Below are 16,336 nucleotides of genomic sequence, written 5' to 3'. Positions count from 1 at the left end.
TGATACGCCCGCCCTCTCCCCCGCCCCTCTCCCATTGCATGGGAGAGGGGAGAACACCATCACAATATCTTTACGGCCTCACCTCATACACGAGGTTGAACGGTGTCTGCGCCGCGCGCCGGAAGCCGCCAAACCCGCCCTGCTCCGTCACCCCGCGCATGCGTGCCTCGCCGGCCTGCGCGCCCAGGCACATGGCCCCCTCCTGTGACCGTGAACCCGGCGTGCAGATGAACGTCGACGCGGAATAGAACACGCGCCCCACCGGATTGAGATTGTCCTGCAGCCGATCGTTGGCGAACGGCTCCACGATCATCCAGCAGCCATCGGGCTTGAGCGTATCGCGGATATGGCGCGCCGCGCCGACCGGATCGCCCATGTCGTGCAGGCAGTCGAACACCGCCACGAGGTCGTAGTCGCTGCCCGGAAAATCCTTGGCCGATGCCACGTCGAACGTCACGCGATCAGCGACCCCGGCACGCCGCGCCGCCTCGGTTGCATAGCGGATCGACGGTTCGTGATAGTCGAAGCCGCGGAAGGTCGACGCCGGAAATGCCTGCGCCATGATGATCGTCGATGCGCCATGGCCGCAGCCAACGTCGGCCACCAGCGCACCGGCCTTGAGTCGCGCCGCCATGCCTTCGAGCGACGGAATCCATTCGCTGACCAGATGCGCGGCATAGCCGGGCCGGAAAAAGCGTTCGGTACCGTGGAACAACGCGGGATCATGCTCATGCCAGCCGAGCCCGCGGCCATTGCGGAAAATATCGAGCATCTTCGGCAGCGCGCGGAACTGCGCCACGGCAATCTGGAACGCGCCCGGAATAAACGCAGGACTGCCCTCCTGTGCCAGCGCAAAGGCCTGCTCCTCGGTCAGCGCGAACATGTCGCGCTCCGCGTCGTATTCCACGTATCCGCTTGCAGCCTGCGCCGACAGCCATTCACGCAGATAGCGTGGATCGGTGCGTGTCTTTTCGGCCAGCGTCTCGGCGGTCATTGGCTTTTCGGCCAGTGCCTTGTACAAACCGAGCTCGTCGCCCAGTACCACGGTCGCCGCGTGCATCACGGCCCCTATGTCATGGACGAACTGATCCATGAAGGCATTCAGCCTTGCTTCATCGACTGGCATGATCGGCACCTCCGCCTGCTGATTCTTGTTTGATGCGCGCAGCCGGGGCGCGCGTTTCCAATATAGGCAGCGGCGACACTCTGCAAGCGCTTAAATCTGTTGCGCTTGCCGCTTGCCATCGCCGTGGAAACGCGCTATAAAGATGCTTCGTTGTCGCGCGTGCGGCGATTGCACCGACGAGTTTCGGCTTCACCGGCGCAATAAAATGCCCATTGATCACGCGCTGCAGCATAAAGTTCACGCATCAGCGTAAAACCGACACAAGCTCACTACAGCCGAACCGATTTCCGCCATGTCCGCCAAGTTTTACTTTTACTTCTTTTGGCATCTCACACCGCTGGCGGATAGAGAGGGACAGCTGTAAGCAACCCGAATGCTCAAAAAACCGCCAGCGACCCTGGCGGTTTTTTTATGCCCGCCGGTCGCAAAGCACAATCCCAACAGACCAACGACCTCACAAGACCCGGAGCCATCATGCTGAAGAACACCGACGACCTGCGTATTCGAGAACTCAAGGAACTGCTGCCGCCTGCGCACCTGATCCGCGAATTCGCCTGCTCCGAAGCCGCGTCCGACGTGATCTACGGCGCCCGCCAGGCCATGCATCGCATCTTGCATGGCATGGATGACCGCCTGATCGTCATCATCGGACCGTGCTCGATCCACGATACCCGCGCGGCGCTGGAATACGCCAAGCTGCTCAAGGTGCAACGCGACCGCTTCGCGGGCGAGCTCGAGGTCGTGATGCGGGTCTACTTCGAAAAGCCGCGCACCACGGTGGGCTGGAAGGGCCTGATCAACGATCCGCACATGGACGGCAGCTTCAAGATCAACGACGGCCTGCGCACGGCCCGCGAGGTGCTGCTGAACATCAGCGAACTGGGCGTGCCGACGGGCACGGAATACCTGGACATGATCAGCCCGCAATACATCGCCGACCTGGTCAGCTGGGGCGCGATCGGCGCGCGCACCACGGAATCGCAGGTACACCGCGAGCTGGCCTCGGGACTGTCGTGCCCGGTCGGCTTCAAGAACGGCACCGACGGCAACGTCAAGATCGCCGTTGACGCGATCAAGGCCGCCTCGCAGCCGCACCATTTCCTGTCGGTCACCAAGGGCGGCCACTCGGCCATCGTGTCGACCTCGGGCAACGAGGATTGCCACATCATCCTGCGCGGCGGCAAGGCACCGAACTATGACGCCGCAAGCGTCCAGGAAGCCTGCGACGCCATCTCGAAGGCCGGCCTGGCCGCACGCCTGATGATCGACGCGTCGCACGCCAACAGCAGCAAGAAGCATGAGAACCAGCTGCCGGTCTGCGACGACATCGGCCGCCAGATCGCCGGCGGCGACCAGCGCATCGTCGGTGTCATGGTGGAATCGCACCTCGTGGCTGGCCGCCAGGACCACGTGCAGGGCACGCCCGTGGAAAGCCTTACCTACGGCCAATCGGTGACCGATGCCTGCATCGGCTGGGATGACTCGGTGACGATCCTCGAAACGCTGGCCAACTCGGTAAAGCAGCGCCGACTGGTAAGCGGCAGCGGTAACTGATCTGCTGCGGGAACGTAACAACGAACAACGCCGGCCACAGGTCGGCGTTGTTCGTTGAAGACCCTGCAACTTCGCTAGTTGACCTCCATGGCCGCGAGCCGGCTGGCGGATGCCTCGAGCTGCTCGAAAATCCGGTCGGAAACCCGCGCGGGAAATCCCGCAGGCAAGCGTGCGGCCACACTGGCAATGGCTTCCGGCACCCGCGCGAGCAACTCGCTCAGAATCGCTTCGACCGAACCTCCGGCAAAACACCGCACGGCCATGGCATTGAAATGACGCCGCCTGATGTCCTTCAGCAGGAAATGACGGTTCTTTCCGGCAACGGCCATCGCAAGCTTCGCCTTCTGGTAAGGCACCTGATTGGGCCCGTCGCCAATGATCGGCCAGATCGACATGATGTCGTAGAGTGGCGTCAGGCAAAACCGCCCACCGGGCAGCAAATGGATGCTGAAATTCTTGGCGTGCCCGTCAGTCGCAGCGAGCATCCAGAACACGATCTGTGAGGCCAGCAGCGTCCCCAGATCATGCTCGGCATTGATCGACAGGCGCAGGACGTCGGCCAGATCGACCAGCCCCGGCCCGCCATCGGCTTCGTACTTCGCATGCGAGGGCAAACCCAATGCCTGACAGAAATCCTCCTGGGGCAGACGCATGATCCATTTGCCGCTGGAATGCAGTTGCCGGTCGAAGCGACGCACCGCCAATACCTTCTGCGCACCAAAAGTCTGGATCTCGCAGTCGGCAGCGGGCAATCCGAGCGCCTTGAACAACCGCATGCACAGCCATTCGTTTTCCACTGAGGCCGTAAAGTCCGCGCGTCGATTGCCGACCAGGCCGATCGGCAACTTGAGGATATGTGTGGTTGGTGTTGCACCATGCGGCAGGAGCCACTGGCCGTCATGAAACAGCAGTGCGGTCTTTTCCTGCGCACCGGCGATCGAGACACGACAATCGTGCTCTTCCGTGAGCCGCACGGATCCAGCCGTATCCACGGTGTTCGCCAGCAACGTCTCGATTTCGGACTCGCTCAACGGCGTTCCCTCGATGCTCTCGATCCGCTGAGGCACTTCGTCCTCGCCGAGCAACTGTACCGCGCCGGCACAATCGCGGCCGATCGCCGCCAGTAACGGGAACGCATCGGTCGACCCGGTTTGGTACCTGGCAGCAAGTCGCCGGCGAATGGCATCGTTGTCTGGCAGCAGGTTGTCGAAGTAGTTGAGCACCCGGTCCCCGCGCAACGGGGCGGTGTCGACGCCAAACGGCAACGATAACGATAGCGGCCGCCCGGCTGGCGACGCCATCCACGCTTCATCATATTGGAGTTCCATGGCCGAACGTGTCGGCACGCGCCAGGTACCTACGCGTTGGCCATTGGCCCAGACCGACAGGGCCCGCACATGTGTTTGCCTTCTCATCATCACCACTCGGTAGGTGCATCGGAAGGGGGCGACTTTGACTGGATCACCAGTTCAAGACCATAGAGGCTGACCAGGGCCAGAAGTTGCTCGGCGGAGATCACTTTCGGATCAATCTCAAGCGCGGAAAGGCGGCTCTGGCTGAGCCCGAGCCGTGGGGCTGCCTGTTCCTGAGTCAACTTCCGGGCGCGCCTGGCCGAGCGAAGGATCTGCCCAATCTGTGCCGTTGTGGAGACAACCTGTTTCATGCCGATTTACCTCCTATGCAGGTAAATGCATATTACCTGCAAAGCAGGTAAATACAAGATACCCGTATTGCAGGTAAATGCCGAATACCTGTAATGCAGCTATCCGCGACCGAACGCCCAACAAAAAATGCCGCCCAATCGGGCGGCATTTCGAACAGCGGAGGCAGTGGGACGCGACGTCGCTTCGCGCTTACTTCCTCAGCACCAGGTCGCCCTTGAGCGACCCGATATACGCCGCGATGTCCTTCAGTTCGGCGCGTGTGAACGGACGCGGCTTGCCGTCCTTGCCGGTCACGGCCGGATTGCTGTTGACCTGGCCGGCCATGATCGCATTGGTGCGGCCCACCAGCGGGTTGCCGCTGATCTGGTAGGCGGCCAGCGCGTGGTACAGGTAGTCCGGGTGCTGGCCTGCCAGCTTGGGGTAGTCGGGCGAAATCGGTGCGTTCATGTCCTTGCCATGGCAGGCCACGCAACCGCCCTTCTCCACCAGTGCCTTGCCCGCGGCGATATCGGCGGCCTGCGCCGACATGGCGGAAGCACCCAGCACCATCGCGCCCAGCGCGTACGAAACAGCTTTCAGCGTCTTCATGATTGCGAGCCTTCTTACTTGAGCGAGTTGTTCTGGGTATCGGACTTCTGCTGCGAGTAGTACGCAGCCACGTCGGCGATGTCCTTTTCGGTCAGGCTCGCGGCAATCGCATGCATGGTGGGATGCTTGCGATCACCCTTCTGGTAGCTCTTGAGCGCGTTCTCGATGTACTTGGCGCTCTGGCCGCCAAGCAGGGGAACCTGATAGGTTTCCGGAAACGAAGCACGGTAACCCGGGATGCCATGGCAGCCGATGCACATTGCAACCTTGTCGCGGGCGGTGTCTACATTGCCCTTGTCCTGGGCATGCGCTGCCGTTGCGGCCGCGCCCAACACTACCATCGTGAGGAGCTTTTTCATTGTCGTAGCTGATTGGGAAGTGTTAAACCGCGTGTGACCTGCCCCTGCTGGGACGCCAGACGGTTTTCGGAATGGGGATTTGAAGCGGATCGCCGAAGATCTGCCGCGGGCATTGCCGGTCAGACAAGGGCGCAGCCGGGCGTAATTGCTGATGTGCCGCGGTGCTCGAACACCATTCTGCAACCATCTCGCGCTTGCCGCCTCCCGATGATCCGCCATGTCTCTGGTGGCGGAACTGCCGGGCGTGAGGAGGATATTGACTGGGGGCGCGTCAAACCGGCGCATTGTACCGCAGCGTGCACGCGCCAGTCCATCGGGCGGCCTTGGGGTGTGCCCCACTGAACGCGAATGCCAATCTGCTCTTATACTGGCCCATTCCGGCCGAATTTCGGATTGTTTGCACCATTTGTTTGCACCGCTTTCGGCCTACCCGGTTGTTGTTTCCGATTGTCACCCGACCGGCCTGCCTGGCAGGCCAGCCGCGATACACCCAGGTTGCCTCATGTCCACCACCGCCAACGCCAATCCGTCCCAGCAGGTCAAGTTCGAAGGTAGTGCCCAGTACGTTGCCACCGACGACCTGAAGCTGGCCGTCAACGCCGCGCGCACCCTGCAGCGCCCGCTGCTGATCAAGGGCGAGCCAGGTACCGGCAAGACCATGCTGGCCGAGGAAGTGGCCGCAGCGCTGGGCATGCCACTGATGCAGTGGCACATCAAGTCGACCACCAAGGCTCAGCAGGGCCTGTATGAATACGATGCGGTTTCGCGCCTGCGCGACTCGCAACTCGGTGACGACCGCGTGCATGACATTCGGAACTACATCGTCAAGGGCGTGCTCTGGCAGGCGTTCGAAGCCGAACAGCCCGTGGTGCTGCTGATCGACGAGATCGACAAGGCCGACATCGAGTTCCCGAACGACCTGCTGCGCGAACTGGACCGCATGGAGTTCTACGTCTACGAGACGCGCGAGCTGGTCAAGGCCAGGCATCGCCCGCTGGTGATCATCACGTCGAACAACGAAAAGGAACTGCCCGACGCGTTCCTGCGCCGCTGCTTCTTCCACTACATCAAGTTCCCCGATGCGGAAACCATGCAGCAGATCGTGGACGTGCACTACCCCGGTATCAAGCGCGAGCTCGTGGCGGCCGCGCTGGAAGCGTTCTACGAGATGCGCAACCTGCCGGGCCTGAAGAAGAAGCCGAGCACGTCGGAACTGATCGATTGGCTCAAGCTGCTGATGGCCGAGGACATCCCTGCCGAAGCGCTGCGCAGCCCCGATCGCAAGGCCGCGATTCCGCCACTGCACGGCGCACTGCTCAAGAACGAACAGGATGTGCACCTGTTCGAGCGCCTGGTGTTCATGAACCGCGCCAACCGCTAAGCGACGGGACCGCACGATGACAAGGTTTGTCCAGCCCGTCACGCTGACCGGGCAACATGCCACGCTGGCTCCGCTGGCGATGGAACACGCCGCGGCACTGCGCGAGGCCGCGGCCGACGGCGAGCTTTATCGCCTGTGGTACACCAGCGTGCCGACGCCGGCAGCCATGGAGGCCGAGATCGAGCGCCGCCTGGGGCTGCAGGCACAGGATTCGATGCAGCCGTTCACCGTGCTCGACGCCGACGGCCGCGCGGCCGGCATGACCACGTACATGAATATCGACGGCAAGAACCGTCGCGTGGAAATCGGCTCCACCTGGTACGCGCAGCGCGTGCAACGCACCGCGCTGAACACCGAATGCAAGCTGATGCTGCTGCGCCACGCGTTCGAGACGCTCGACTGCATTGCGGTGGAATTCCGCACGCACTGGATGAACCACCAGAGCCGCGCGGCCATTGCACGCCTGGGCGCCAAGCAGGACGGCGTACTGCGCAATCATCAGCGCATGCCCGATGGATCGTTCCGCGACACGGTGGTCTTCTCGATCATCGCCAGCGAATGGCCAACCGTGCGCGCGCATCTGCAATACCAGCTCGAACGTCCACGTTGAGCGGAGCCAGGCCATGCTGATCGACTTCTTCTTTTCGCTGCGCCACGCCAAGCTGCCGGTATCGGTCAAGGAATACCTGACGATGCTCGAAGCGCTGCGCGCGCAGGTCATCTCACCGTCGATCGACGAGTTCTACTATCTGGCCCGCATGACGCTGGTCAAGGACGAGAAGCACTTCGACAAGTTCGACCAGACCTTTGCCGCGTTCTTCAAGGGCATCGAGAGCCTGGTCGACTGGAAGAGCGACATCCCGCTGGACTGGCTGCAGAAAACGCTGGAGCGCGAACTCTCGCCCGAGGAAAAGGCGAAGATCGAAGCCATGGGCGGGCTCGACAAGCTCATGGAGCGCCTCAAGCAGTTGCTGGAAGAGCAGAAGGAAAAGCACCAAGGCGGCAACAAGTGGATTGGCACGGGCGGCACATCGCCATTCGGCCACGGCGGCTACAACCCCGAGGGCATCCGCATCGGCGGCCCCTCCAAAGGTAACCGCACCGCGATCAAGGTCTGGGAAACGCGCGCGTACAAGGACTACGACGACCAGGTGGAACTGGGCACGCGCAATATCAAGGTTGCGCTGCGCCGCCTGCGCCGGTTTGCGCGCGAGGGCGCGGACACCGAACTCGATCTGGACGACACGATCCATTCGACCGCCGCCAATGCCGGCATGCTCGACATCAAGTTGCGGCCCGAGCGCCACAACAAGGTCAAGGTGCTGATGCTGATGGACGTGGGCGGCTCGATGGACGACCACATCAAGCGCGTGGAGGAACTGTTCTCGGCCGCCAAGACCGAGTTCAAGCACCTGGAGTACTACTACTTCCACAACTGCCTGTACGACTATGTGTGGAAGAACAACCGCCGCCGCCACGCGGAGAAAATCGCCACGTGGGACCTGATGCACAAGTACACGCCGGACTACAAGGTGATCTTCGTCGGCGATGCGACGATGAGCCCTTACGAGATCCTGCAGCCGGGTGGCTCGGTCGAATACAACAATCCCGAGGCCGGCGCGGTCTGGCTCAATCGCATGATCGAGCAGTTCCCGCGCTTCGTCTGGCTCAACCCCGAGCCCGAAGGCCTGTGGCAGTACCGCCAGTCGATCACGGTCATCAGCCAGATCATGAAGCACCGCATGTACCCGGTCACGCTGGCCGGGCTGGAACAGGCCATGAAGGTGCTGACCAAGTAGTCGGCGAGCCGCCGCGCCTTACACCACCACGTCGACGCCTTCCATGACCCAGCGCCGGAACGTCTGCAGCGCCGGCAAATGGGCCTTCTGCTCCGGGTAGCACAGGTAGTAACCCTTCTTTGCCAGCACGCGTGCCGGGTGCGCCACCACCAGCGTACCCGTCGTCAGCTCTTCCTCGATCAGGCAGCGCGGAATCAGGGCGATACCGAGGCCCGATACCGCCGCCTGGGTGAGCAGCGTGAACTGGTCGAAACGCGCGCCGCTCCATGCCTTGCGCGTGGCCACGCCGAGCTCCGACAGCCAGTCGGGCCATGCTTCGGGAACCGTCGTGTGATGGAGTAACGGGTAGCGCAGCAGCGCGGCCGGGCTCTTCGCCACGCCATCGGGTTCATGCACCAGCAAACCCGGACGGCACACCGGCAATACTTCGCGCCCGGTCATGTAGTCAGCCAGGCTGCCGGGCCAGACGCCGTCGCCGAAACGGATTGCCGCATCGAGATCTGGTTGGGAAAAATCGTAGCCCTGCGCATGCGGCACGAATTCGAGCGTGACTTCGGGATGCTTCGCAAAGAACTGCGGCAACCGCGGGATCAGCCATTTCGCCCCAAGCGTGGGCATGCTGGCGATATGCAGGATGCCGCCGCGCCCCTGCCGTGCAATCAGCTCGACACTGGCTGCCTCGATGTCATTGAGGCTGGGCCGGATGCGCTCCAGGTAGCGCGCTCCCGCTTCGGTCAGCATCAGCCGCTGGCGAACCCGCTCGAACAGCTCCACGCCCAGGAATGCCTCCAGGCTGCGCACCTGCTTGCTGACCGCACCCTGCGTCACATGCAGCTCGCGCGCGGCCACCGTGAAACTGTTGTGCCGTGCGGCCGCCTCGAATGCCAGCAGCTCCGTCATTGACGGACACAAGCGCCGCATACCACCTCCCTGCATCAATACCAAATGGAATGATCAGGGGATTTTATTTCGTTTGCAAGCCTCGCGTGCGGACGCGCAGAATTGGGCAGCACGATTTTTGCATTGCAATCTTCAGGTCCCGCAGAGACCGACCTTTCTCTCCTTTCATCTTCCTTTCGACCGGAATCCCTTCGATGCAACGCCGTCCCATGCTGAAAGTCCTCGCCGCAGCCACCGCAGTCGCGGCCGCCGGCCTGACCCTGCCCGCCTTTGCCCAGGGCACCTACCCGACCAAGCCGATCACGCTCGTCGTGCCGTTCCCGGCCGGCGGCACCACCGACATCGTGGCGCGTATCGTGGCCGACAAGCTGGGCCAGCAACTGGGCCAGGCGGTGGTGGTCGACAATCGCGGCGGCGCCGGCGGCAGCATCGGCACGGGCTACCTGGCCAAGGCCACGCCGGACGGCTACACGCTCGGTATCGCCACGGCGTCGACGCACGGCATCAACCCGGCCGTGTACCCACGCCTGCAATACGACGCCACCAAGGACTTCACGACGATCACGAACCTGGCATCGGTGCCGAACGTGATGAGCATCAACCCGGGCGTGAAGGCCACCGACATGAAGTCGTTCATCGCGCTGGCCAAATCGGAGCCGAACAAGCTGGCTTACGGTTCGGCAGGCAATGGCAGCGTGTCGCACATGATGGGCGAACTGTTCAAGATGAGCAGCAAGACCGAACTGCTGCACGTGCCATACAAGGGCGTGGGCCCGGCGCTGAACGACGCGCTGGCCGGCCAGGTGCAGATCCTGTTTGACAACCTGCCGTCGTCGCTGCCGTTCATCGAGGGTGGCAAGCTGCGCGCCCTGGCCGTCGCCGCGCCCAAGCGCGTGGCCGCGTTGCCGAACGTGCCGACGTTTGCCGAGCTGGGCTTGCCCGAAGTCAACGATGCCGCATGGTTTGGCCTGATCGCACCGGCCAAGCTGCCCGCCGATATCCAGGCCAAGCTGAACGCCGCGGCCATCAAGGTGCTGGCAATGCCCGAGGTCAAGGCCAAGCTTGAAAAGCTGGGCGCCACGCCGGTGGGCGACACGCCGCAGCACTTCGCGCAACAGATTTCCAGCGAAGTCGCCAAGAACAAGAAGGTGGCCGCCGCCGCCAAGATTTCCCTGGACTAACTGGCAATTGCGTATGACCGAAGCAGAACGAAAGACCGCGGAAAGCGCTTACCTCCTGCAAATGCCGGAAGGCGAGTGCGGCCCGCTCTTTCTTGATTCCCCGCATAGCTGCACCACCTACCCGGCGGACTTCCGCTTCGCCGACGGCTTGCCCCTGCCGCTGCTGCGGCAGGCGGAAGACACGTTCGTGGACCAGCTCTACGCCGATGCCCCCGCGCGCGGCATTCCACTGCTGTGCGCGGGCTTTCCGCGCAGCTACCTCGATGCCAACCGCGGCCTCGAGGAAATCGACGAAGCGTTGCTCGATGCGCCGTGGCCCGGCCTGAAGCAGGAAACGTCGAAGACCCGCCTGGGCAAAGGCCTGGTCTGGCGCGTGCTGGACACCGGCGAGCCGATCTATGACCGCAAGCTCGGCGTGGCCGAACTGCAGTCGCGCATCGACAACTACTACCTGCCCTACTACGCGCAGCTGCAACGCTTGTCCGATGAGGCGGTGACGCGTCACGGCCACGTGTTCCACATCAACTGCCACTCGATGCCCAGCGAAGCCGCAAAGTTTGCGACCGAGCATCCGGGCCTGCAGCATCCCGACTTTGTCGTGGGCGACCGCGATGGCAGTACCTGCGACACGCGCTTCACCGATCGCGTGGAAGCCGTGCTCAAGGAGATGGGCTACGACGTGTGGCGCAACCACCCGTACAAGGGCGTGGAAATCGTGCGCGTGATGGGCCAGCCCCAGGCCAATCGCCATAGCCTGCAGCTGGAAGTCAATCGCAAGCTGTACATGGATGAGGTTGGCCTGGCCCGCACCGCAGGCTTTGACACGCTCCAGCGCGACCTCAACGCTCTGATGGACGAACTGCTACGCTTCGCGCGCACGTTCTGAGATTGCCGACACGGGCGCTGCAACGGCGCCCGGCTCCCGGCACACGCCCGATGCGTGTCTCGGGGTTCGCCTGAGTTGCGAACCGAAACAATCTTCTGCTATTGCACGACGATTATCACCGCCGATCCCGGCAAGTTGTAAGCAATTAGAACGAAGGGTAACAACATTTAGGAACTTTGCGATGGAGCTTTCCTCTATCATGGCATTCCTTCACTTACCCTCCTTGCTTCAACAAGCAACGACGATCCCGTGATTCGACGAATTTCCGAACTGTTTGGCAGCCGGCTCCGCATGCTGACTGCCGCAGTGGCAGGCGCGCTCGCGCTGGCCGGCTGCGCGACCGCGCCGACCGACGAGGCCGCAGCAACCACCGGCGCCACGCCGGTCGCCAGCACCACCGCACCCGCCACCGCAACGTCAAGCTCCGCTGTCAAGCCACCTCCGGTTGTCAACAAGACTCCGCCGACCACCACGGTCACGCTGCCCGACAAGGGCCGCGTGAGCCTGGCCGAGTATCGCGCACAGATGCGCGAGCAGTTGATGAAATCGGAAAACGCATCGGCCGATGTGGCCGACTGCGCCGCGCATGCAAGCTGGGTGGTACCGCGCTCGGCCACCTACGACGCATTGAAGATTCCTACCGGTGCACTGTCCAGCGGGCAAGCCACGGTGGAACGCTGGGAAGGCCGCTTCTCGGCCGGCAAGCAGTCCGTACCGGTCAGCTCGGTGGTGACGTTCAACGCCACCGCGCACAAGCGCAAGGGCGAGGCGCAATGGCAACCGGTGAAGGTGCGCTGCGGCTATGCCGACGGCATGATGCTGGCCTACGAACTGCTCGACAGCAACGGCGACACGATCACCGAACCGGCGGCCGCGCCTGCGGTGGCCACGCCGACGCATTCGAAGAAAAAGGGCAAGAGCACCGCGAAGTCGACCTCGTCGACCGCGTCGAAATCGGGCAAGACCACGTCTTCCAAATCGACGGCTTCGAAGACGACCAAGAAGAAGCAGTAGGGTTCAGGGCGCTGCGGTATTGGACGCGCCTACCCTCTCCCCCGGCCCCTCTCCCGCGTGCGGGAGAGGGGAGCAAGACACTGGTCGCTCAGTTACTGCCCAGGTACTCCAGGACAGCCTGCAGCATTGCCGTCCCCAGCAACGCACTCTTCGCGCCATTCCAGCCGACGGCCGGATCGGGCAGGTCGGCGTTGTCCTTGAATGGCATTTCCAGCGTCAGCGCCAGGCAGCCGAAGGTATGACCGATGTACTTCGAGGCCAGCTTCAGTGCATCGGCGTTGTACTTGCTGGCGGCATAGCCATGCACGTCCTGGAAGTCGGGCGTGGCGCGCTTGAACGCCTCGATAAAGCGTGACTGCTGCTCACGCTGCGCTTCGGTAAAGCCGGGCAGCATCTCGCTGCCGGCCACGAAGTTGTAGGGCAGCGCTTCGTCGCCGTGGATATCGAAGAACAGGTCGACACCGGTCTGCTCGATCGCGCGGCGCACGTGCCAGACCTCCGGACTCGTCTGCAGGCTTGGCTGCATCCATTCGCGGTTGAGGTTGGCACCTGCCGCATTGGTGCGCAGGTTGCCACGCGCCGAACCGTCCGGATTCATGTTCGGCACGATATGGAACACGGCGCGCTCCAGCAGCTTGCGCGCGACCGGATCGCCGTTCCACGCTCCGGTGCCGGTCAGGCGCTGCAATACCCCTTCGCAAAACCACTCGGCCATGCTTTCGCCCGGATGCTGGCGCGCAATCATCCAGATCGTCTTCTTGCCGGGGCCAGGCTGTCCCAGCGTGACGCAGGTCAGGTCGCGTCCGTCGACCGTGCTGCCCAGATGCGAGAGCTTCGCCAGCGGCGAACGCTGGCAGGTGGCCAGCAGCGACAGATGCCGCTCTTCCGGGTATGGCTCGAAATACGCCAGCCAGACGCTGTCATGCTCAGGCGTGAACTCGACCGTCATGGTGGCACCGTCGTAACGGGTCGGCACGCGGAACCAGTGCGCGCGATCGTACGAGGCCACCGCGCAATAGTCGCGCCAGCCGTCGGGGTAGGTGCACTCGCCCGCGTTCAGGAATTGCAGCTTGCACGGCTGGCCGGCAGCGCCTTGCAAGCGGAAGTGGAACCACTGGCGGAAGTCGGCGTGCGAATCGGCACGGACGCGCAGCCGGATATCGTCGGCGCGGTCAAGCGCCTCGACTTCGATCGCGCCCGAGTCGAACAACGTGGAGATATGGAGTGCCGAGGTCATGAGGATCGGTCCTTGTGTACTCAGTCTTCGAGGCGGCGGCGGAATACCCAGCGCGTATCGTCGGAGGCCGCCTTGTCGAAGGCATAGCCGTCTTCGTCAAAGCGTTTCAGCCTTGCCGGGTCGGTCACGCGATGGGTCACCGCATAGCGGGCCATGGTACCGCGCGCGCGCTTGGCATGGAACGAAATGATCTTGTACCGGCCACCCTTCCAGTCCTCGAACACCGGTGTGATGACGCGCGCGGCCAGCACCTTCGGCCGCACTACCTTGAAGTATTCCTCGGAAGCCAGGTTCACCAGCGTCGGCTGGCCCTCGTGCTTCAGGTCGGCCATGTCGTGGTTGATCAGTTGCGTGACATCGTCGCCCCAGAACGCGTAGAGGTCCTTGCCGGCGGCGTTATCCAGACGCGTGCCCATTTCCAGGCGGTACGGCTGCATCCAGTCCATCGGACGCAGTACGCCATACAGTCCGGACAGGATGCGGAGGTGCTTCTGCGCAAAGCCCAGGTCGTCTGCCGACAGCGTCTTCGCGTCGAGTCCGTCGTAGACGTCGCCATTGAACGCCAGCACCGCCTGCTTGCTGTTGGCGGCGGTGAACTCGGGGGTCCAGTCGGCGTAGCGGGTCACGTTGAGCACCGCGAGCTTGTCGGAGATGTCCATCAGCGCACCCACATCCTGCGGTGCGAGCTTGCGCAGACGCTCGATCAGCGTGGCGGAACGGTCGATAAAACGCGGCAGCGTATGGGTCTTGACGCGCGGCGGTGTCTCGTAGTCCAGGGACTTGGCGGGAGACAGGACGATGAGCATGGCAAAATCGCGGGCAGAAACAAAGTCGAGATTGTAGCGAATGACCACCAACCCCACCGGCAACCCCGGAACCCCCGCCGTCGGCGCCCTGCCCGTCACATCCGTACCCCGCGTGGTGCTTGACTCGAATATCTGGGTAGACCTGCTGGTCTTCCGCGACCCGCACGTCGAACCGATTCGCGCGGCGCTGGCCGCCGGCACCATCGCGCCCGTGATTCGCGCCGATTGCCGCGAGGAACTGCGGCGCGTGCTCGCCTACCCGCAGTTCGCGCGCTTTGCCGTCGATATCGATGCCGCACTGGCCGAAGTGGATCGCCTCACCACGCTCGAACCGCTGCCGCAACAACCGGAGGCCGATGGCATCCGCCTGCCGAAATGCCGCGATACCGACGACCAGAAGTTCATCGAACTGGCCCACTCGGCCCGGGCGGCACTGCTGGTTTCGAAGGACAAGGCCGTGCTCAAGCTACGCAGCCGGCTGCGCCGCACCAGCGGCGTGGAAGTGCTGGCGCCGCGCGGTTTTGCCGGCTGGCTGGCCGCCTGGGTGGCGCCGGCCGATCCCCGCTAGAATGTCGCACTGGTTTCCGCCCGGTCTTTTATCGTTTTCCGTTAAGCCATGTCCGAATCGACGCTTGCCCCGCTCAATCCCCCGCTGTCCCGCCTGCCCAACGTAGGCACCACGATCTTCACCGTGATGTCGGCACTGGCCGCGGAAAAGAACGCCGTCAACCTGGGCCAGGGTTTCCCGGATTTCGATTGCGATGCACGCATCGTGGACGCCGTCACCCATGCCATGCGCACCGGCCATAACCAGTACCCGCCGATGGCTGGCGTGCCTGGCCTGCGCCAGGCCATCGCCGGCAAGATCGCCACGCTGTATGGCCATGGGTACGACTGGAACAGCGAGATCACGATTACCGCGGGCGCCACGCAGGGCCTGTTGACGGCCATCCTGTGTGCCGTGCATCCCGGTGACGAAGTGATCGTGCTGGAACCGTGCTACGACAGCTACCTGCCCGCGATCGAACTGGCCGGTGCCACCGCGGTACCCGTGCGGCTCGAAGCACCGTTGTTCCGCATTCCGTTCGACAAGCTGGCCGCCGCGATCACGCCGAAAACGCGCATGATCATGATCAACACGCCGCATAACCCGACCGGCACGATCTGGCGCGCGGAAGACATGCAGCAACTGGCGGACCTGCTCGCTGGCACAGACATCCTGCTGTTGTCCGACGAAGTCTATGAACACATGGTCTACGATGGCCAGCGGCACGAGTCGGTGTCGCGCCATCCGGAACTGGCACGCCGCAGCTTCGTGGTGTCCAGCTTTGGCAAGACCTATCACGTAACCGGCTGGAAGGTGGGCTACGTCGCCGCACCGGTGGCGCTGATGAATGAGTTCCGCAAGGTGCACCAGTTCAATGTGTTCACGGTGAACACACCGGTGCAATACGGGCTGGCCGACTATATGGCCGACCCGGCACCGTATCTGGACCTGGCCGCGTTCTACCAGGCCAAGCGCGACTATTTCCGCGCCGGACTGGCCAATACGCGCTTCAAGCTGCTGCCGTCGGATGGCACGTACTTCCAGTGCGTGGATTATTCCGCGATTTCCGACATGAGCGAGGCGGATTTCTCGATGTGGCTCACGCGCGAGATCGGCGTGGCCGCCATTCCGGTGTCAGCGTTCTATTCCGAACCGCGTGAATCGGGCGTGGTGCGGTTCTGCTTCGCCAAGAAGGAAGAAACGCTCAAGCTGGCGCTGGAACGGCTGGCGAAAATCTAAGCCTTGTCCTTGTTTTGCGCCCCCCTCCCATTTCATGGGCGAGGGGCGCCAAGAC

General features: G+C 63.1%; 17 protein-coding genes. 9 read left to right on the top strand and 8 right to left on the bottom strand.

Annotated features, from left to right (window positions below):
• Positions 1-70: 70 nt before the first annotated feature.
• On the bottom strand, positions 71-1,126 hold the full coding sequence (locus ACO550_RS12160; protein WP_315598677.1) for a class I SAM-dependent methyltransferase: 1,056 nt from the start codon (positions 1,124-1,126) through the stop codon (positions 71-73).
• A gap of 474 nt (positions 1,127-1,600) precedes the next feature.
• On the opposite strand from ACO550_RS12160, the gene aroG reads away from it, so the two are divergent.
• Positions 1,601-2,680: a 3-deoxy-7-phosphoheptulonate synthase AroG gene (gene aroG / locus ACO550_RS12155; RefSeq protein WP_485994860.1), complete on the top strand. Its 1,080-nt coding sequence runs from the start codon at positions 1,601-1,603 to the stop codon at positions 2,678-2,680.
• A gap of 74 nt (positions 2,681-2,754) precedes the next feature.
• Here aroG and ACO550_RS12150 read toward each other — a convergent pair whose 3' ends face one another.
• From ACO550_RS12150 to ACO550_RS12135, 4 genes are all read right to left on the bottom strand, one after another.
• Complete coding sequence (locus ACO550_RS12150; protein ID WP_315598679.1) at positions 2,755-4,095, bottom strand: HipA domain-containing protein; 1,341 nt, start codon at positions 4,093-4,095, stop codon at positions 2,755-2,757.
• A gap of 2 nt (positions 4,096-4,097) precedes the next feature.
• The gene (locus tag ACO550_RS12145) at positions 4,098-4,343 is read right to left on the bottom strand and encodes a helix-turn-helix transcriptional regulator (protein WP_315598676.1); all 246 of its coding nucleotides are present in this window, start codon (positions 4,341-4,343) and stop codon (positions 4,098-4,100) included.
• A 190-nt stretch (positions 4,344-4,533) separates the two neighbouring features.
• Positions 4,534-4,932, bottom strand: coding sequence for a c-type cytochrome (locus ACO550_RS12140; RefSeq protein WP_315598675.1), 399 nt, complete (start codon positions 4,930-4,932; stop codon positions 4,534-4,536).
• 14 nt (positions 4,933-4,946) lie between these two features.
• Positions 4,947-5,291: a c-type cytochrome gene (locus ACO550_RS12135; RefSeq protein ID WP_315598674.1), complete on the bottom strand. Its 345-nt coding sequence runs from the start codon at positions 5,289-5,291 to the stop codon at positions 4,947-4,949.
• Positions 5,292-5,793: 502 nt separating this feature from the next.
• Here ACO550_RS12135 and ACO550_RS12130 point away from each other — a divergent pair.
• From ACO550_RS12130 to ACO550_RS12120, 3 genes are read left to right on the top strand one after another with little or no spacing between them, the layout of a single operon-like run.
• Positions 5,794-6,672, top strand: a complete 879-nt coding sequence (locus ACO550_RS12130; RefSeq protein ID WP_315598673.1) for an AAA family ATPase — start codon at positions 5,794-5,796, stop codon at positions 6,670-6,672.
• Between the two features lie 16 nt (positions 6,673-6,688).
• A complete protein-coding gene (locus ACO550_RS12125; protein WP_315598672.1) occupies positions 6,689-7,282 on the top strand; it encodes a GNAT family N-acetyltransferase in 594 nt (197 codons plus the stop codon).
• Between the two features lie 13 nt (positions 7,283-7,295).
• Positions 7,296-8,471, top strand: a complete 1,176-nt coding sequence (locus ACO550_RS12120) for a VWA domain-containing protein (protein WP_315598671.1) — start codon at positions 7,296-7,298, stop codon at positions 8,469-8,471.
• Between the two features lie 18 nt (positions 8,472-8,489).
• On the opposite strand, the gene ACO550_RS12115 is transcribed toward ACO550_RS12120, so the two are convergent.
• Positions 8,490-9,392 carry a LysR substrate-binding domain-containing protein gene (locus ACO550_RS12115; RefSeq protein ID WP_315598670.1) on the bottom strand — a complete coding sequence of 301 codons (903 nt, stop codon included), beginning with the start codon at positions 9,390-9,392 and terminating at the stop codon, positions 8,490-8,492.
• Between the two features lie 173 nt (positions 9,393-9,565).
• On the opposite strand from ACO550_RS12115, the gene ACO550_RS12110 reads away from it, so the two are divergent.
• From ACO550_RS12110 to ACO550_RS12100, 3 genes are all read left to right on the top strand, one after another.
• Positions 9,566-10,552, top strand: a complete 987-nt coding sequence (locus ACO550_RS12110; RefSeq protein ID WP_315598669.1) for a tripartite tricarboxylate transporter substrate-binding protein — start codon at positions 9,566-9,568, stop codon at positions 10,550-10,552.
• Positions 10,553-10,565: 13 nt separating this feature from the next.
• A complete protein-coding gene (locus ACO550_RS12105) occupies positions 10,566-11,438 on the top strand; it encodes an N-formylglutamate amidohydrolase (RefSeq protein WP_315598668.1) in 873 nt (290 codons plus the stop codon).
• 249 nt (positions 11,439-11,687) lie between these two features.
• Complete coding sequence (locus ACO550_RS12100) at positions 11,688-12,452, top strand: BspC domain-containing protein (RefSeq protein WP_485994859.1); 765 nt, start codon at positions 11,688-11,690, stop codon at positions 12,450-12,452.
• A gap of 88 nt (positions 12,453-12,540) precedes the next feature.
• On the opposite strand, the gene ACO550_RS12095 is transcribed toward ACO550_RS12100, so the two are convergent.
• The gene (locus tag ACO550_RS12095) at positions 12,541-13,689 is read right to left on the bottom strand and encodes a M14 family metallopeptidase (protein WP_315598667.1); all 1,149 of its coding nucleotides are present in this window, start codon (positions 13,687-13,689) and stop codon (positions 12,541-12,543) included.
• A 20-nt stretch (positions 13,690-13,709) separates the two neighbouring features.
• Positions 13,710-14,495 carry a peroxide stress protein YaaA gene (yaaA, locus tag ACO550_RS12090; protein WP_315598666.1) on the bottom strand — a complete coding sequence of 262 codons (786 nt, stop codon included), beginning with the start codon at positions 14,493-14,495 and terminating at the stop codon, positions 13,710-13,712.
• A 40-nt stretch (positions 14,496-14,535) separates the two neighbouring features.
• Here yaaA and ACO550_RS12085 point away from each other — a divergent pair, with 40 nt between their 5' ends.
• Positions 14,536-15,063: a putative toxin-antitoxin system toxin component, PIN family gene (locus ACO550_RS12085; protein ID WP_315598665.1), complete on the top strand. Its 528-nt coding sequence runs from the start codon at positions 14,536-14,538 to the stop codon at positions 15,061-15,063.
• 48 nt (positions 15,064-15,111) lie between these two features.
• The gene (locus ACO550_RS12080) at positions 15,112-16,281 is read left to right on the top strand and encodes a methionine aminotransferase (RefSeq protein WP_315598664.1); all 1,170 of its coding nucleotides are present in this window, start codon (positions 15,112-15,114) and stop codon (positions 16,279-16,281) included.
• Positions 16,282-16,336 lie beyond the last annotated feature (55 nt).

The organism is Cupriavidus sp., assembly GCF_057315035.1.
Note: the sequence above shows the minus strand (reverse complement) of the source record. Positions and strands in the feature narration are given on the sequence as shown.

What these genes read in the sequence shown, in the direction of transcription:
- ACO550_RS12160 (WP_315598677.1), bottom strand. Translation starts at nt 1,126, where the DNA reads ATGCCAGTCGATGAAGCAAGGCTGAATGCCTTCATGGATCAGTTCGTC.
- aroG (WP_485994860.1), top strand. Translation starts at nt 1,601, where the DNA reads ATGCTGAAGAACACCGACGACCTGCGTATTCGAGAACTCAAGGAACTG.
- ACO550_RS12150 (WP_315598679.1), bottom strand. Translation starts at nt 4,095, where the DNA reads ATGAGAAGGCAAACACATGTGCGGGCCCTGTCGGTCTGGGCCAATGGC.
- ACO550_RS12145 (WP_315598676.1), bottom strand. Translation starts at nt 4,343, where the DNA reads ATGAAACAGGTTGTCTCCACAACGGCACAGATTGGGCAGATCCTTCGC.
- ACO550_RS12140 (WP_315598675.1), bottom strand. Translation starts at nt 4,932, where the DNA reads ATGAAGACGCTGAAAGCTGTTTCGTACGCGCTGGGCGCGATGGTGCTG.
- ACO550_RS12135 (WP_315598674.1), bottom strand. Translation starts at nt 5,291, where the DNA reads ATGAAAAAGCTCCTCACGATGGTAGTGTTGGGCGCGGCCGCAACGGCA.
- ACO550_RS12130 (WP_315598673.1), top strand. Translation starts at nt 5,794, where the DNA reads ATGTCCACCACCGCCAACGCCAATCCGTCCCAGCAGGTCAAGTTCGAA.
- ACO550_RS12125 (WP_315598672.1), top strand. Translation starts at nt 6,689, where the DNA reads ATGACAAGGTTTGTCCAGCCCGTCACGCTGACCGGGCAACATGCCACG.
- ACO550_RS12120 (WP_315598671.1), top strand. Translation starts at nt 7,296, where the DNA reads ATGCTGATCGACTTCTTCTTTTCGCTGCGCCACGCCAAGCTGCCGGTA.
- ACO550_RS12115 (WP_315598670.1), bottom strand. Translation starts at nt 9,392, where the DNA reads ATGCGGCGCTTGTGTCCGTCAATGACGGAGCTGCTGGCATTCGAGGCG.
- ACO550_RS12110 (WP_315598669.1), top strand. Translation starts at nt 9,566, where the DNA reads ATGCAACGCCGTCCCATGCTGAAAGTCCTCGCCGCAGCCACCGCAGTC.
- ACO550_RS12105 (WP_315598668.1), top strand. Translation starts at nt 10,566, where the DNA reads ATGACCGAAGCAGAACGAAAGACCGCGGAAAGCGCTTACCTCCTGCAA.
- ACO550_RS12095 (WP_315598667.1), bottom strand. Translation starts at nt 13,689, where the DNA reads ATGACCTCGGCACTCCATATCTCCACGTTGTTCGACTCGGGCGCGATC.
- yaaA (WP_315598666.1), bottom strand. Translation starts at nt 14,495, where the DNA reads ATGCTCATCGTCCTGTCTCCCGCCAAGTCCCTGGACTACGAGACACCG.
- ACO550_RS12085 (WP_315598665.1), top strand. Translation starts at nt 14,536, where the DNA reads ATGACCACCAACCCCACCGGCAACCCCGGAACCCCCGCCGTCGGCGCC.
- ACO550_RS12080 (WP_315598664.1), top strand. Translation starts at nt 15,112, where the DNA reads ATGTCCGAATCGACGCTTGCCCCGCTCAATCCCCCGCTGTCCCGCCTG.